General features: G+C 74.5%; 14 protein-coding genes. 7 read left to right on the forward strand and 7 right to left on the reverse strand.

Going from position 1 to position 14,653, the window contains the following annotated elements; all coding sequences use genetic code 11:
- Nucleotides 1-21: 21 nt before the first annotated feature.
- The 5 genes from ACWGH0_RS22000 to ACWGH0_RS22020 form a co-directional block, all read right to left on the reverse strand.
- Nucleotides 22-363, reverse strand: coding sequence for a hypothetical protein (locus ACWGH0_RS22000; protein WP_453405888.1), 342 nt, complete (start codon nucleotides 361-363; stop codon nucleotides 22-24).
- Between the two features lie 87 nt (nucleotides 364-450).
- On the reverse strand, nucleotides 451-1,806 hold the full coding sequence (locus ACWGH0_RS22005; protein ID WP_453405889.1) for an AAA family ATPase: 1,356 nt from the start codon (nucleotides 1,804-1,806) through the stop codon (nucleotides 451-453).
- A 97-nt stretch (nucleotides 1,807-1,903) separates the two neighbouring features.
- Entirely contained in the window at nucleotides 1,904-3,499 is a 1,596-nt protein-coding gene (locus ACWGH0_RS22010; RefSeq protein WP_453405890.1) for a hypothetical protein, read from the reverse strand.
- Between the two features lie 97 nt (nucleotides 3,500-3,596).
- On the reverse strand, nucleotides 3,597-4,790 hold the full coding sequence (locus ACWGH0_RS22015) for a hypothetical protein (RefSeq protein ID WP_453405891.1): 1,194 nt from the start codon (nucleotides 4,788-4,790) through the stop codon (nucleotides 3,597-3,599).
- Nucleotides 4,675-5,625: a phosphatase PAP2 family protein gene (locus ACWGH0_RS22020; RefSeq protein WP_453405892.1), complete on the reverse strand. Its 951-nt coding sequence runs from the start codon at nucleotides 5,623-5,625 to the stop codon at nucleotides 4,675-4,677. Before ACWGH0_RS22020 ends, ACWGH0_RS22015 begins: the two co-directional genes overlap by 116 nt.
- A 227-nt stretch (nucleotides 5,626-5,852) precedes the next feature.
- Between ACWGH0_RS22020 and ACWGH0_RS22025 the strand changes: the two genes are divergently transcribed.
- Entirely contained in the window at nucleotides 5,853-6,449 is a 597-nt protein-coding gene (locus ACWGH0_RS22025) for a histidine phosphatase family protein (RefSeq protein WP_453405893.1), read from the forward strand.
- 65 nt (nucleotides 6,450-6,514) lie between these two features.
- Here ACWGH0_RS22025 and ACWGH0_RS22030 read toward each other — a convergent pair whose 3' ends face one another.
- The gene (locus ACWGH0_RS22030; protein WP_453405894.1) at nucleotides 6,515-7,858 is read right to left on the reverse strand and encodes a hypothetical protein; all 1,344 of its coding nucleotides are present in this window, start codon (nucleotides 7,856-7,858) and stop codon (nucleotides 6,515-6,517) included.
- A gap of 238 nt (nucleotides 7,859-8,096) precedes the next feature.
- On the opposite strand from ACWGH0_RS22030, the gene ACWGH0_RS22035 reads away from it, so the two are divergent.
- Entirely contained in the window at nucleotides 8,097-8,606 is a 510-nt protein-coding gene (locus ACWGH0_RS22035; RefSeq protein ID WP_453405941.1) for a hypothetical protein, read from the forward strand.
- 91 nt (nucleotides 8,607-8,697) lie between these two features.
- Nucleotides 8,698-9,564 (forward strand): spermidine synthase, encoded by an 867-nt coding sequence (locus ACWGH0_RS22040; protein WP_453405895.1) that lies wholly within the window; start codon nucleotides 8,698-8,700, stop codon nucleotides 9,562-9,564.
- A gap of 19 nt (nucleotides 9,565-9,583) precedes the next feature.
- On the opposite strand, the gene ACWGH0_RS22045 is transcribed toward ACWGH0_RS22040, so the two are convergent.
- Nucleotides 9,584-10,174, reverse strand: a complete 591-nt coding sequence (locus ACWGH0_RS22045; RefSeq protein WP_453405896.1) for a hypothetical protein — start codon at nucleotides 10,172-10,174, stop codon at nucleotides 9,584-9,586.
- 67 nt (nucleotides 10,175-10,241) lie between these two features.
- On the opposite strand from ACWGH0_RS22045, the gene ACWGH0_RS22050 reads away from it, so the two are divergent.
- The 4 genes from ACWGH0_RS22050 (at nucleotide 10,242) to ACWGH0_RS22065 (ending at nucleotide 14,632) form a co-directional block, all read left to right on the forward strand.
- The gene (locus ACWGH0_RS22050) at nucleotides 10,242-10,931 is read left to right on the forward strand and encodes a response regulator transcription factor (RefSeq protein ID WP_453405897.1); all 690 of its coding nucleotides are present in this window, start codon (nucleotides 10,242-10,244) and stop codon (nucleotides 10,929-10,931) included.
- Entirely contained in the window at nucleotides 10,928-12,355 is a 1,428-nt protein-coding gene (locus ACWGH0_RS22055) for a sensor histidine kinase (RefSeq protein ID WP_453405898.1), read from the forward strand. Before ACWGH0_RS22050 ends, ACWGH0_RS22055 begins: the two co-directional genes overlap by 4 nt.
- A 175-nt stretch (nucleotides 12,356-12,530) precedes the next feature.
- Complete coding sequence (locus ACWGH0_RS22060; RefSeq protein WP_453405899.1) at nucleotides 12,531-14,042, forward strand: glycoside hydrolase family 18 protein; 1,512 nt, start codon at nucleotides 12,531-12,533, stop codon at nucleotides 14,040-14,042.
- A gap of 284 nt (nucleotides 14,043-14,326) precedes the next feature.
- A complete protein-coding gene (locus ACWGH0_RS22065; protein WP_453405900.1) occupies nucleotides 14,327-14,632 on the forward strand; it encodes a hypothetical protein in 306 nt (101 codons plus the stop codon).
- Nucleotides 14,633-14,653: the final 21 nt, after the last annotated feature.

Genomic DNA, 14,653 nt, shown 5'->3' on the forward strand with positions numbered 1-14,653 from the left:
GGACCACTGGTGCGTGCGGAACTACGGGTTCTTGGGGCCGCGCAGCAGATCGCGGCCGAACTCGACCATCTTCTTGGCGTAGTCCTCGGTCCAGTCGGCGCGCCGGGCGATGTCCGCCGCCGACAGCCGGTCGAACCGCTTCGGGTCGGCGAGCTGGGCGGCCGCGATGGCCTGGAACTCGGTGGCCCGGTCGGTCGCCGTGCGGAACGCGAGCGTCAGCTCCGTGGCACGTTCCAGCAGCTCGCCCGGGTCCTCCATCGACTCCAGGTCGAAGAAGTGCTCGGGATCGGCGGCTGCCTCCGAAGGCTCGAAGAGCAGCGGCGCGGGGCGCAGCCGCCGCTCGGTGCGCTCGGGTTCCGCCATGGGGTTTCCTTCCCTCTCGCGACCACGTGTGCTCGATGGCCACCGTCCATTGTCCCGGACCGTGCAAGTGGGCCTCCGGCGCGCGCCTCAGCCCCGGTACCGCACGCGGTGTTCCGACAGGTGCGCCAGGACCGCGTGGTTCGCCTCCCAGCCGTCCGGGAACTTCACCGTGACGCCCAGCTGCACCGGCTCCGTCGAGGGATGCTCGTCCAGCAGCCCCGCCACCCCCTCCCGGCACACCACCACACACGCGTGCCGGTGCCGGGACGCCAGCACGCACAGGCGGCCGGTCTCCAGGTGGAACGCCGTCGCGTCCGGCCGTCCCGACAGCGGGTGCAGCACCACCGTCACGTCGAACTCCCGGCCCTGGAGACGGTTCGCCGTGTCGACAGCGACCCCCACGACACCGAGGCCGGCCAGCGCCGCCCGGACCGCCGCGGCCTGGTCGCGGTGGGCCGTGCCGACCGCGACGCGGTCCGCCGTCAGCGGCACCGGGTCGGGGGAGCGTTCGCTGACGGCCGCGCCGCCCCGGTCCAGGAGGCGGCGTACGACCTGGGCCACCGCGCCCACCGCCTCCGGGTCCGTGCGCGGTGTGTGGCGGGCCGGCAGCTCCAGCAGGCCCCAGCCCGAAGCGGCCGCCTCGTCCAGCACCCGGTCCGGTCCCGAGCCGTCCGACGCGACCCCGAAGGTGAGCCGCCGGTCCCCGTGCTCCGTACCGCTGCGGAACGGCGTGTACGGGTAGAACGCGTCCGACACGAGCGGCGCCGCCGAGGCCGGCAGCCGCCAGGACACGGGCAGGCGGTGCTGCGGCAGTTCGGGGTTGTGCGCCAGCAGGGTCGAGACCGCGCTCGCCGACGGGTCGTACGACAGCCCGGCCCACTGCTCGGCGCCGACGACGGAGAACGGGTCGAGCTGGCCCGGGTCGCCGACGAAGAGCGCCCGCTCGAAGAGCCCCGCCACGGCCAGCAGGGCGTCCGAACGCATCTGGTACGCCTCGTCGACGATCGCGTGCGTCCACGGCTCCGCGGTCTTCACGTGCGCCCACTTCGCGGCCGTCGAGATCACCACGTCCAGACCCGCCAGGTCGGCGGCCTTCGCGGACTTGCGTACGTTGGCCAGGTCGTCGAGGGCCTTGTCGTACGGGTCGGTGTCGCTGCTGTGGAGGCGGCCGACCGGCAGGTCCGGCGCCTTCTCCGCGAGCCGCAGGACGAGGTCGTCGACCTGCGCGTTCGTCTGCGCGATCACCATCAACGGGCGTCCCGCCGCCGCCAGTTCCAGCGCGGCGCGCACCACGAGCGTCGACTTCCCGGCGCCGGGCGGCGAGTCCACGACGACGCCCCGGTGGGCGCCGTGCAGCGTGTCGTGCAGGATCGCCGCCGTCGCGCGGCCGGCCTCGGCGCCGGGGTCGAAGCGTGGTGCTCCCGGGGGCGGGGGCTGGTTCACGAAGGGTCCTCCGGGGACGTGCGGGCGGGGCGGCGGCCGGTGGCCGCGAGCGCCGGCGGCGAGGTCGCGGGCGTACGGGGGACGGGAGCGCGGTGGCTCACAGGATGTCCTCCGCCGTCACCGGGTCGGGGCGCTCCGGGCCGGCGCCCGGCGGGCCGCCGTGGGTCCAGGGCGTCGCCTCGGGCTCGGGCAGCTGCGGGCCGCCGCGCTGGTCGTGCTCGAACAGGGTCCAGCACACGCGCTCGCCCTTCTCCGGCACGGAGCCGGGGGCCGGCTCCTTGCCCCGGCCCATCTTGTCGGTCAGCCGCAGGACCAGGACGCCTGGCTCCTCCTCGTACCGCACGAACTCGGCCGTCTGCGGCCGGCCGTCCAGCGAGCGGTAGACCTTCGCGCGCTCGCCCAGGTGCGGGGCGTCGTCCGTGCGGACGGTGACCAGGGGGCGGGGACTCGGCCGCGCGCCCTCGCTCATGGCCGGCAGCACGTCCAGGACCTCGCTGGTGAACGCCTCGCCCGCCAGCCGGCGCCCGGCCATCACCAGCGGATCGTCGAGTGCCTCCTGCGCCTCCAGCTGCGCCTGCGCGGTCTCCCGCGCGGCGAGCTTGCGCGCGGCGGTCACCGCGTCGTCGCGCCGTGGCTGTGGCGGCTCCCCGGCCCGTACCCGGTCGCGGTGGCCGGTGAACGACCACCGGTCGCGCGTCCAGCGGTCCGCGGCCCGCGCCCCCTGCGGCAACTCCCGCAGCAGGTCGAGACCGCGCCACACCGCGTCCCACGTGGGCCGCATCTGCGCGCCGAGCAGCTCGCGGATGTGCCGCTCGGCGGCGGCCAGTTCACCGAGGTGCCGGTCGGCCGCCGGCCCGTCCTCGGCGGCGGCCAGGGCCTTGCGGGCCCGGTCGTAGCGGTCGATGGCGGGGGCCAGCAGCTTGTTGTCGAACGCCGGGTCGGTCGCCGGACCGGCCGGCGGGCACACCAGCTGACCGTCCGCGTCCCGCTCCAGCTCCGCCCGCAGCGCGGCCCCCGCGCCGGACCCGTCCGCCGCGCCGTACGGATCGATCCAGGCGAGCAGCGCGCCCAGATGCTGGTCCTCCAGGCTCGACTGGCCGGTCGCCCAGTGCCGGCCCAGCAGGTCGGTCGCGGCCAGCAGCAGCGAGGACCCCGGCACCCGGGCCCGCTCCCCGAAGTGCGTCAGCCAGCGGCCGAGCAGCGGGATGTGCGGCGGCGCGGGGTAGGGCGTGTCCGGGTCCTGGTCGGCCGTACGCCGAAAGCGCGTGGATCGCCCCAGCAGCCGTACGTACTCGACGCCCGCGCGGCTCGGCACGATCAACTGCGGCGCGTCGGCGCACAGTTCCACCGCGACCTTGACCCGCTTCCCCGTCTCGGGATCGGTCTCGTTGCGTTCGGCCGCCTCGACGTCGTCGGCGTAGCCGTCGATGTACGGCAGGACGCTCTCGGCCAGCTCCGCGAGGAACGCGAACCGCAGGTCGCGGTCGCGCGGCTGCGTCACGGCGAGCAGCCGCGGAGCGTCCCGGTCGGTCCCCACGAGCGCGCCCAGCGGCGCGCCGGCCTCGCCCGCGGTGGTCAGCGGAACGAACACCATCGGGCGGTCCGACAGATGCCGGTGCCGGACGGTGGCCAGGGGCTGCGCCCGCCCGCTGCGTACGGCGTCGAGCCGCGCGAGCGTGCTGATCAGCGACATGCGGCGCCTTTCTGTCGGCGGTGGACGGGGGAGGGGACCGGCAGGGCACGGCCTCGCGGGCGCGGCGCCCGGCCGGGTACGGGCAGGCCAGGCGGTGTCAGCACCCGGCCTCCGCTCCGGCCAGCGCCTCCGACCGCAGGGCAGCCGCTCTGCGCAGGGCGGCCACCGTCGGGTCGTCCAGGTCGCCCGCCACGCCTTCCGCCGCCGCCAGGACCTCGCCGATCGTCGTCAGACCGCCCAGCTCACCGCGCACGCTGCGCCCGAGCGCCTCCACCGCGCCCGCCGCCCGCGCCTTCTCGCGGCAGTGGAAGGCCAGCTCGCAGGCGGCGAGGCACTCGGGGGCGTACGCCGCGTCGACCGCCTCGACCGCCGCGGCCAGCTCCTCCGCCGGAGCCTCCAAGTCGAAGGTCGTGCCCTCGGGCAGCGCGGCGGCGAGGTCCTCGATGCGGGTCAGGCGCTCCAGCTGGCGCCGGGTCACCGACCGCTGCTTGCGCACGTCGACGACGGACGCCGCCGGCAGGTTGGAGAAGTCCTTGGGGCAGACCAGCAGCACCGCGTGCCCCACCCGGGCGTCCGCCACCTTCGCCGCCACCCGCTCCAGCGCCAGGACGTACACCGCGGCCTGGCGGGCCGCCGCGCCCACCTTCGCCGCGTCCGCCGAGTCGTCGATCATCGGGAACGACTTGATCTCGACGACGGTCCAGTGCCCGTCGGGGTGGACCACCACGGCGTCCGGCTCCAGGTACGCGGGGGAGCCCGCCACCTCGAGGGCCAGCATCGGATGGTCGAGCAGCGACCAGGCGCCGGCCGCCGTGGCCTCGCGCAGCGCCAGCGCCGTGCGGGCCGCCCGGCCCTCCGGGCCCGCCGCCGACAGGTCCGGTACGCGCGTCTCCCCGGGGACGGGCGGCTCGCCGCCGGCGCCCGTCCGCTCGTACAGCAGCCGCATCAGCTCCGTGCCGCCGTCGGCCTTGACCCGGGCCTCGAAGGCGTTGCCCCGCATGAAGGCGAACTGCGACTGGCCGAAGGCGGAGGGGGAGCCGAGCGCCGTCGCCAGCGCCGCCTTGTTCACCCCCGCGCCGTCGAGCAGCGCGCGGCGTCTGCACCCCGGATTGGCGGCCAGCGCCGCCAGCGCACGCGCGTCCATCGGCAGCGGCGCGGCGGACGGGCCGCGCAGCTCAGCGAGCCGCTGCCGGAGCGTCGTCGCCGGCGCCGGCGTCCGCCTCGGAGCCGTCGCCTGCGAAGGCACGCGCGGAGGTGTGGGTTCGGGTCCGCTGCCCAGGGATTCGCTCACCCTCGGAAGTCTCGCATCCGCCACTGACAACGCCGTCGGACACCGCGGACTCCGCCCGGCCGGCCACCGGCGCCGGGCTCGGTGCCACCCGGTCGACCAGTCGCATGAAGGGCCTGGTCAAAGCCGCTCCGAGGCCCATCACACCGGCCCCCGCGACCGCGTCGAGGAAGTAGTGGTTGGCCGTCCCCATCACCACGAAAGTGGTCAGCAGCGGGTACGCGACACCCAGCCACCTCATCAGCGGCGTGCGCCCGTGCCGCCACAGGAGCACCCCACACCACAGCGCCCAGCCCACGTGCAGGCTCGGCATCGCCGCGTACTGGTTGGTCATGCCGCCGAGCCCGCGCGGCGCGCTCGCCTCGGCGCCCCACCAGCCGTACACGCTGTACTGCGCCATCGTGTCGACGAAGCCGTGGCTCGCGTCGAGCAGGCGGGGCGGGCAGGTCGGCAGGAAGGTGAAGCCGACCAGGCCCAGGAGGGTCGACAGCATCAGCCAGGTCCGCGCGGCGCGGTAGTGGGCGCCGCGGCGCCGGAACAGCCAGACGAGGACCGCGGGGGTGACGAGGTAGTGCAGCGACGCGTACGCGAAGTCGGCGGGTATCCCGATCCAGGCGTGTTCCGTGAAGAGCCGGTTGAGGGGGTGCTCGGCGTTGAGGAACAGGAGCTTCTCGGCGCGCAGTATCGCCAGACCGTGCTCGACGGCCGCCGGTTCGCCCCCGCGCACGAGCAGCCGGCCGCCGCTGTAGGCGGCGTAGACGACCACGACGAGCAGCAGCTCGGTCCACCAGCGGGGCCTTGGGCGGGGCGCGGTGTCCTGCATCCGGACGCTCTCCATTTGTCTGCATGTGCGGCCTACGGGCTGACTGGCCACCCTTTCAACCGTACGGTGTACGAGAACACGTGTGCGCACCGGGTACGCAGGTAGGTGGACGTGGAAAACGCCCCGGAGGTTGCCCGTGCGGCACGTGCGCGATGATGGGGCGGGCAGCGTCCTCCGCTGGTGGGGCGCTCCGCACCGCAACCGCAGCACGCCTTCTTCGCACCGCCCAGGGAGACATCGTCATGGCACCGCGCATCCTGCTGGCCCGGCACGGACAGACGGAATGGTCCCTGTCCGGAAGGCACACCGGCAGGACCGACATCCCTCTGCTCGACGAGGGCCGCCGCGGCGCGAAGCTGCTCGGCGAGCGCCTGAACCGCGCGCCGCTGGACGGCCTCCCGGACGCCGAGGTGCGCACGAGCCCGCTCCGGCGGGCGAGCGAGACCTGCGCCATCGCCGGGTTCGGCGACCGCGCGCGGGAGTGGGACGCCCTCATGGAGTGGGACTACGGGGCGTACGAGGGCATGACGCCCACCGAGATCAAGGCCGAGCGCCCCGACTGGTTCATCTGGCGCGACGGGGTGCCGGGCGGCGAGACGCTCCAGCAGCTGTCGGACCGCGCGGACGAGGTCATCGCCTGGGCGCACTCGGCCGACCGTGATGCCCTGGTCTTCGCGCACGGCCACATCCTGCGCGCGCTGGGCGCGCGCTGGCTCGGCCTCGACGTGTCGTTCGCCGCCCGCATCCGACTGGACCCGACGTCTCTTTCGGTGCTCGGCTGGGCCTACGGCGACCCGGCGATCGAGCGCTGGAACGACACCGGCCACCTCACCGGCTGACCCGAGCCCGCCCCACCCGCGCCCGGCCGGTTCCGCTCACCCGCACCGGGCGCGGGCGCCCGGCCTCACGCGGTGTTGCGCGAGGTGGCCGCGTGCCGGGTCAGGAACGGCGCCACCGACGGCGAACGGCGGTGCGGCAGCAGGACGCGGGTCGTTTCGGCCACCATCGTCCGCACGCGGGAGGACTGGACCTCCTCCAGCAGGTCGAGCACGCCCTCGCCCACCGCCGCCGCCTCGTCCGGCGCTCCGGCGCGGGCCAGGTCGTCGGAGAGCTCCGCGCTGTAGAGGGCCAGGTTGCGGGTGAAGTGAGGGTCCTGGAGCGCCGCCGCGCGCCGGGCGTGGCGCGCCGCGCGCGCCCAGTCGCCGAGCGCCGACCAGCACTGGGCTTCCAGGCCCTCCAGTTCCGCCTCTCCGAAGAAGCTCATCCACTCGGGATCGGCCTCCGCCGTGCCGCGCTCGAAGAGCGCCTTGGCGCGGGTGAGCGCCTGTTCGCAGCCGCTGCGGTCACCGAGCCCGGCCCAGCCGCCCGCCTCCCGCAGGGTGAGCAGCGACAGCAGCCGCGGCGAAGCCACGTGCCGCGCCGCGCGCTGCCCCGCCTGGGCCGCCCGTACCGCCTCGCGCGGCCGCCCGGTGTCGCGCGCCAGGAACGCCGAGTTGCTGAACGCGTGGGCCTCCAGCGCCGGATCGCCGGCCACCCGGGCCGTCGCCAACGCCTCCGCGTAGTGGGAGCGGGCGTCGTCGAAGCGGCCCGAGTCGTGCGCCAGCCAGCCCACCGAGAGGGCCAGTTCACCGGCGCCGGTGTGCAGCCGGTCGGCCATCGACCTGCGGGAGGTCGTACTCGCCTCCAGCAGGGCGTAGGCGGTGCGCAGCGGCAGCGCGGCGCGCTTGTAGAGGCCGTCGGCGCCGTGCCGGTCGTCGAGCAGCCGGATCTGGCGCACCGCGTCCTCCACGGCGCTCACCTCGGCCTCACCGACCCGGCGGTGCGCGCCCGCGTGCGCGGACGCGTCCTCCGGGGCGGCGGGGGAGGTGGCACAGGCTCCCGGCGCGGTGCCGAGTCCCAGGGATGCGGCCGCCAGCGTGGCGGTGCCGCTCGTCATGAACGCGCGACGCAGCACGTCGCTCTCCTCGTCGCTGTGGTCAGGGGTCGTGGTGGTGCGCGCCCCCCTGCCACGTACCGTTTCGCGGGCCGAGAAGCCCAGGTCCGCCAGCGTCAGACCGGGGAACATGTACAGGAAGACGCGCTCGTACGCGTAGTTGGGACAGCGGATCTCGCCGGCCTCGACGCGCCCGATGTAGCGGGCGTCGCACGCGACCTGTTCACCGATCTCACGCGCCGCCCTGCGGACCGCGGCGGCGAATTCGGCCGGTGAACGAGACCCTCGCAGTCGGCGGAAGTCGTTGTTCGGCATGACCAAGACCTCCCGCGGGGTTCGCGTGCTTCGGCGGAGCAAAAACGTACCGGCTGTGACGGCTCGGACACGCGGTGTTTCGATACAAACGGGATATCTCATCCACGATCTGCCATGAACTGCCATCCTTTGCGGCGGCGCGGCGCCGTAGCCGTTGACACCTCCGCGCGTTGAACCTTGAGGAGAGGGAGCGCGGCTCCCACTCGAGCGAGGAGGGGTTCCCTTGTTGGAGGCCGACATGGAGATCAGCGGCGCACGGACGGGTTCACGGACCGGCTCACGGTCGACGGCCCGGCACCGGCCCAGCCAGGACTTCAGCGCCGTACCCGCCTCCGGCGCCGACGCGGGCGCGGGCGCCGAACCGTGCGACCTGGTGACCGTCCCGGTCCGCCAGGGCCTCGAAGCGGTGGACATCCTCCGCCGGGCGTCCGCCCCCGCCGTCGGGCCCGTCCTGCACGACGGCTCGTGCGCCACCCTCGGCTTCCTGGTGCCCCCCGGCACCGCCGACGGCTGGGACCTGCCGGGCAGCGCCTGTACGCAGACCTCCGGGCGCGGCCTGCGCCTCCCGGCCGCCCTGACCGGCGACATCGGGGCGGACGCCCCGCAGCCGTTCCCGGAGCCGCCCGTGTCCGGGACCGGCTGGCTGCTGCCGCCCACCGACACCGGCCCGGTCACCGACCCGGCCGTGCTCAGAGCCGCGCTCGGCGAGGCGGCCCGGCTGATCGAAGCGGCCGACCGCGTCCGCTGAGGACGGCTGCGACGCCCGCAGCGCGCGGGCATCGCCGCAGGCGGGAGCCCCGCCGCAGACGCCGGGGAGCCGCGCGGCCGATACTGGCTGCGTGGCAAAGAACAACAAGCGGCGCGAGCGCGCCGCCCCCGAGCCCGTCGTCGCGCGCGTCGACGGCGGACTCGCCGAGCTGATACCCGACCGGGACCGCCCGCGCGCCTGGACCCTGCTCATCGACGGCGCCCCGCAGTCCCACGTCGACCTCGACGACCCCTCCCACCTCGACTTCGCGTACCAGCGCAGGCTCGGCCACGTCATCGACCTCACCGCCCCGCAGGGACAGCCCCTACACGTCCTGCACCTGGGCGGCGGCGCCTTCACCCTCGCCCGCTACGTCGCCGCCACCCGGCCCCGCTCCACCCAGCAGATCGTGGAGCTGGACGCGGCGCTCGTCCAACTCGTCCGCAGGGAGCTTCCGCTGGACGCCCAGGCCCGCGTCCGCGTCCGCTCGCTCGACGCCCGCGCCGGCCTCGGCAAGGTGCCGGACGGCTGGGCGGACCTGGTCGTCGCGGACGTGTTCGGCGGCGCGCGTACGCCCGGGCACCTCACCAGTGCCGAGTTCCTCGCCGACGTACGCAGGGCGCTCAGGCCCGGCGGCTGCTACGCGGCCAACCTCGCGGACGGGCCGCCGCTCGCGTACCTGCGGGGCCAGATCGCCACCGCGGGCGCCGTCTGGCCCGAACTGGCGCTGGCCGCCGACCCGGCCGTGCTGCGCGGCCGGCGCTTCGGGAACGCGGTGCTGCTGGCGTCGGACCGTGCGCTGCCCGTCGCCGAATGGACCCGGCGGGTCGCGACCGACCCGCACCCCGGCCGGGTCGAACACGGCCGGGGACTCGCCGACTTCACCGGTGGCGCCGCCGTCGTCACCGACGCGACCGCGCGGCCCTCGCCCGAACCCCCGGAGTCCGCCTTCCAGTAGGGCGTCCCCGGACGGGAGGTCAGGACTTCACTATCTCGACCGTCGGCGCGTGGTGGTGCCAGGTGCAGAAGACAGAGACACTCGCCGCGCCGCCCGTGAACTCCACCCGGATCCAGTTCGGGTCCTTCCAGACCTGCATCGACCAGCCGGTCGCCGGCGTCGCCGAGACCAGTGAGGCGGACGTCTTCCCCAGGTCGAAGGTGACCCGCCCGCCGTCGGTGCTGTAGCTCTTGACCTGCCCGTCCGCGGGCGCCCCTGACCGCGCGCCGGAGGCCGGCGGGCTGGTCGGACCGTCCGGCGTACGGCTAGGGGAAGGCGTGGCGCGGCCCGGGGTGCCGGTCGGCGACCCCGAACGCGCCGGTGACGCGGACGGCTTCGCCGTGTCCGCCCGCTCGCTCGCGGGACGGCGCGTCGACGACGCCTGCGGCTTCGCGCCCTGCGGCGCGCCGCCGCGCGCGGGCAGGTCGGTGGGGATCGGAAGCGCCTGCGGAGCGTCGTACGCCGTGCCCGACATCACCGTGTGCACGCCCCACCACGACAGCGTGACCGCCGCGCCCGTGGCGAGCGACCACGCGACGGCGTGTACGAATCCTCGTTGCATCGGGGCCATACTGCACCACCCGCCCGACCCCGTCCCAGCGGGACCGGCATCCCCCGTATGGCGTACGGTGCCGCCCATGGCAAGTGTGCTCGTGGTCGAGGACGACCAGTTCGTACGTTCCGCCCTCATCCGGCACCTGACCGAAGCCGCCCACACGGTGCGCAGCGTCGGTACCGCGCTGGAGGCGCTGCGGGAGGTCGCTCATTTCCGTTTCGACGTGGTCGTGCTCGACCTCGGTCTGCCCGACCTCGACGGGTCCGAGGCGCTCAAGATGCTGCGCGGCATCACCGACGTTCCCGTCATCATCGCCACCGCGCGCGACGACGAGGCGGAGATCGTGCGGCTGCTCAACGACGGCGCCGACGACTACCTCGTCAAGCCCTTCTCGGTCGAGCACCTGTCCGCCCGCATGGCCGCCGTGCTGCGGCGCGCCCGTTCCGCCGCGGGGGCCGAGCCGCCGTCCCGGGTGCTCCGGGTCGGCGGTCTGGCGATCGACCCGCTGCGCAGGCAGGCGGAGCTGGACGGCGGGCGGCTCGACCTGACCCGCCGCGAGTTCGACCTGCTGGCGTTCCTCGCCGGGCGGCCCGGAGTCGTCGTACCGCGCAAGGAACTGCTCGCCGAGGTGTGGCAGCAGAGCTACGGCGACGACCAGACCATCGACGTGCACCTGTCCTGGCTGCGCCGCAAGCTCGGTGAGACGGCGGCCAGCCCGCGTTATCTGCACACCCTGCGCGGTGTCGGCGTGAAGCTGGAGCCGCCCCGATGAGGTGGGCCCTGGTCAAGGTGAGCCTGGCCGTCACGGCGATGGTCGTGGTGGCCTTCGCCGTACCGCTCGGACTCGTCGTCAAGGAGATGGCCCGCGACCGGGCCTTCTCCAACGCCGAACGCTGGGCCGCCACCATCGGCCCCACCCTCTCCATCACCACCGACCGCGACTCGCTCGACCGGGCGGTGCAGACCACCGAGGTCGGCATCGAGGGCCGCATGGCCGTGCACGTCCCGGCTTCCGGCGAACCGGGCGGCCGGCCGCTGGAGATCGGGCGGCGGCGGGCGGCGCAGCAGGACCTGGAGACCACGCGGGAGATCGGCCGCGCGTCGATCTCGGAGGTGCCGGGCGGCTTCGCGCTGCTCCAGCCCACCGCGGTCGCCAGCGGGAAGATCGCCGTGGTCGAGGTGTTCGTGCCCGAGGAGGACGTCAGCAACGGCGTCGCCACGGCGTGGCTCGTGCTGGCGGGGGTCGGGCTCGCCCTGATCGTGGGCTCGGTGGCGGTCGCGGACCGGCTCGGGGTACGGATGGTCCAGCCCGCCCAGCGGCTCGCGGGGGCGGCGCACGACCTCGGCGAGGGCAGGCTCGGTGTGCGCGTGCCGGAGGAAGGGCCGCCCGAACTGCGCTCCGCAGCCGTCGCGTTCAACTCCATGGCCGACCAGGTGGTGCAGCTCCTCGCCAACGAGCGGGAACTGGCCGCCGACCTCTCCCACCGGCTGCGCACCCCGCTGACGGTGCTGCGCCTGAACGCCGCCTCGCTGGGCGAGGGCCCGGCCGCCGAGCAGACCAGGGCCGCGGTCGAGCAGCTGGAGCGCGAGGTCGACACGATCATCCGTACGGCGCGCGACCAGCGTTCCCAGACGCAGGGAGCCGCCGGCCACGGACCCGGCGCGGGGTGCGACGTCTCGGAAGTCGTGCGCGAACGCATGGACTTCTGGTCGGCGCTCGCGGAGGACGAGGGCAGGAAGGTGCGGCTCGCGGGCGTCGAACGGCCGGTGCGCATCCCGGTCGCCCGCCCCGAACTGGCCGCCGCGCTCGACGCGTTGCTCGGCAACGTCTTCCGCCACACCCCCGTGGGCACGGCGTTCTCGGTGGACGTGCACAACGGCGAGGACGCCGTCATCGTCCTCGTCTCGGACGCGGGCCCCGGCATCGCCGACCCGAAGGCGGCGCTGGTGCGCGGCAACAGCGGCGGCAGGGACGGCTCCACAGGCCTCGGCCTCGACATCGTGCGGCGGGTCGCGGAGTCCACGGGCGGCGACGTGCGCATCGGGCACTCGGTGCTCGGCGGTACGGAGGTCCGCATCTGGATCGGGCTCGGACTCGACGGGCGGCGCGCCGCGGGCGACCGGAGCGGTCACCGGCTGGGGCGGCGCAAGCGGGCGGGCGCGGTGCCGAAGCGCGTTTCCGGCGTGAAGCTTTAACTGGCTCCCATGGGTTCCTTAACTGCGCCCTAAGATCCGCAAGGGCCGCACCGAACCGGGCATTTGTCCGTTTCGGTCTCGCTAGCGTGCTGCCGCACCCCTACGGCGTGACTCCCGCGCCGTAACCCCCCGGGGCCGTCCCCCTGGGGTTCCCGTAAGCAGAGGCAGGCACGTGATGAGCAGTACGACGCACCGGCGCAGGACGAGCGGCAGGACAAAGGCGCTCGGCGCGGTCGTCGCGGCGGCGGTCGTCGGCGGCGCGGTGTTCGCGTTCACCGGGACGGCACAGGCCGCCTCGGTCGGCGCGGCCTACACCCGGACCAGCGGCTGGAGCGGCGGCTACACCGGCCAGTACGTCGTCACCAACGAGAGCGGCGGGGCCCGCGCGGACTGGACGCTCGAGTTCGACCTGCCGGCGGGCACGAGGCTCGGCTCCCTGTGGAACGCCGAGCACACGGTCGACGGCCGGCACGTGACGGTCAGGCCGGCGAGCTGGAACAAGGACCTGGCGCCCGGCGCGTCGGTGACCGTCGGCTTCGTCGCCTCGGCCGACGGCCGCGGCGAGGCCGGCGACCCCACCGGCTGCCTGATCGACGACGTGAAGTGCTCGGTCGACCCCGGCGCGACCCCGCGGCCGAGCGGGCGCCCGACCGAGAACCCCGAGCCCACCGGCTCCGCGACTCCCTCGCAGCGGCCGACGTCGGCCGCCCCGACGACCGCACGCCCGACGACCGCGGCGCCGACGACCGCCGCACCGACCACGCCGGCCCCCACGACCGCGCCGCCGACGGCCGCGGGCGCGCGGTTCGCCCCGTACGTCGACACGTCCCTCCACCCGGCGTACGACCTGGTGGACGCGGCCGCGAAGACCGGCGTGAAGGAGTTCAACCTGGCCTTCATCACCTCGGGCGGCGGCTGCGCCCCGCTGTGGGGCGGCGTGACGGAGCTGACGGGCGACAAGGTCGCCGGGCAGATCGGCGCGCTGCGCGCCAAGGGCGGCGACGTACGGGTGTCGTTCGGCGGCGCGGCGGGCCATGAGCTGGCGCTGAACTGCGCCTCGGCCGACGAGCTGGCGGCGGCTTACGGCAAGGTCGTGGACGCGTACAAGCTCACCAAGGTCGACTTCGACGTCGAGGGCGCGGCGCTTCCGGACACCGCCGCGAACACCCGGCGGGCGAAGGCGATCGCGCTGCTCCAGAAGAAGCACCCGGGCCTGGACGTGTCGTTCACACTGCCGGTGATGCCCGAGGGGCTGACCCAGCCCGGTGTCGACCTGCTCGCCGACGCCCGGAAGAACGGCGTGCGGATCGGCGCGGTCAACATCATGGCGATGGACTACGGACCCGCGTACAGCGGCGACATGGGCACGTACGCGGTGCAGGCGGCGACGGCGACGCAGGCGCAGCTCAAGGGCGTGCTCGGCCTCTCGGACGCGGCGGCGTGGAAGACGGTCGCCGTCACCCCGATGATCGGCGTGAACGACGTCACCACGGAGATCTTCACGGTCGGCGACGCGACGCAGCTCGTGGAGTTCGCCAGGGAGAAGGGGATCCGCTGGCTGTCCATGTGGTCCTCGACCCGCGACAAGCAGTGCCCGGGCGGGGCGCAGGGCACGGCCGACGCGACGTGCAGCTCGGTCCTCCAGGAGCCGCTGGCCTTCACGAAGGCGTTCGCCGCGTACAAGTAGGGACCGCGTACACGTGAGGACCGCGTACACGTGAGGACCGCGTACAGGTCCGCCTGCGCGTGGGACACAGAAGCAGGGTCGCGGCCGACGCCCCCCTCGGCCGCGACCCCAGGGCGCGCCCTCCGCCGGAACCCCACCCGGCCGGGGGCGCGCCGCACGCTCGTACGGTCGATGAGATGTTGCCGCCCCCAGAGGCCCGGGGCGAGGCTGGGCGGGACGGCAGCGGGCATCCGTGTGCGCGGACGGGACCGCGCCGGCCCTGCTGTGCCGAAGGAGCGAACGCCATGAGGGTCATGCTGCACGCCCACATCGACACCGAGGCCGGCAACGAGGCGATCCGCAACGGCACGTTGCCGCAGATGATGAGCAGGGTGACGGAGCAGCTCAAGCCCGAGGCGGCCTACTTCTTCCCCAGCATGGGCCGGCGGTCCTGCATGTTCTTCTTCGACATGCAGGACAGCTCGCAGCTGCCTCCCATGGCGGAGACGTTCTTCATGGAGCTCGGCGCGGAGGTCGAGATCCTCCCGGTGATGAACGCCGACGACCTCAAGAAGGGCTTGCAGGCCCTCGCGTCCCAGGGCAAAGACTGACCCGTCCCGCCCGGTCGCCGT

The sequence above is a fragment of the Streptomyces sp. NPDC054887 genome (genome assembly GCF_053610585.1).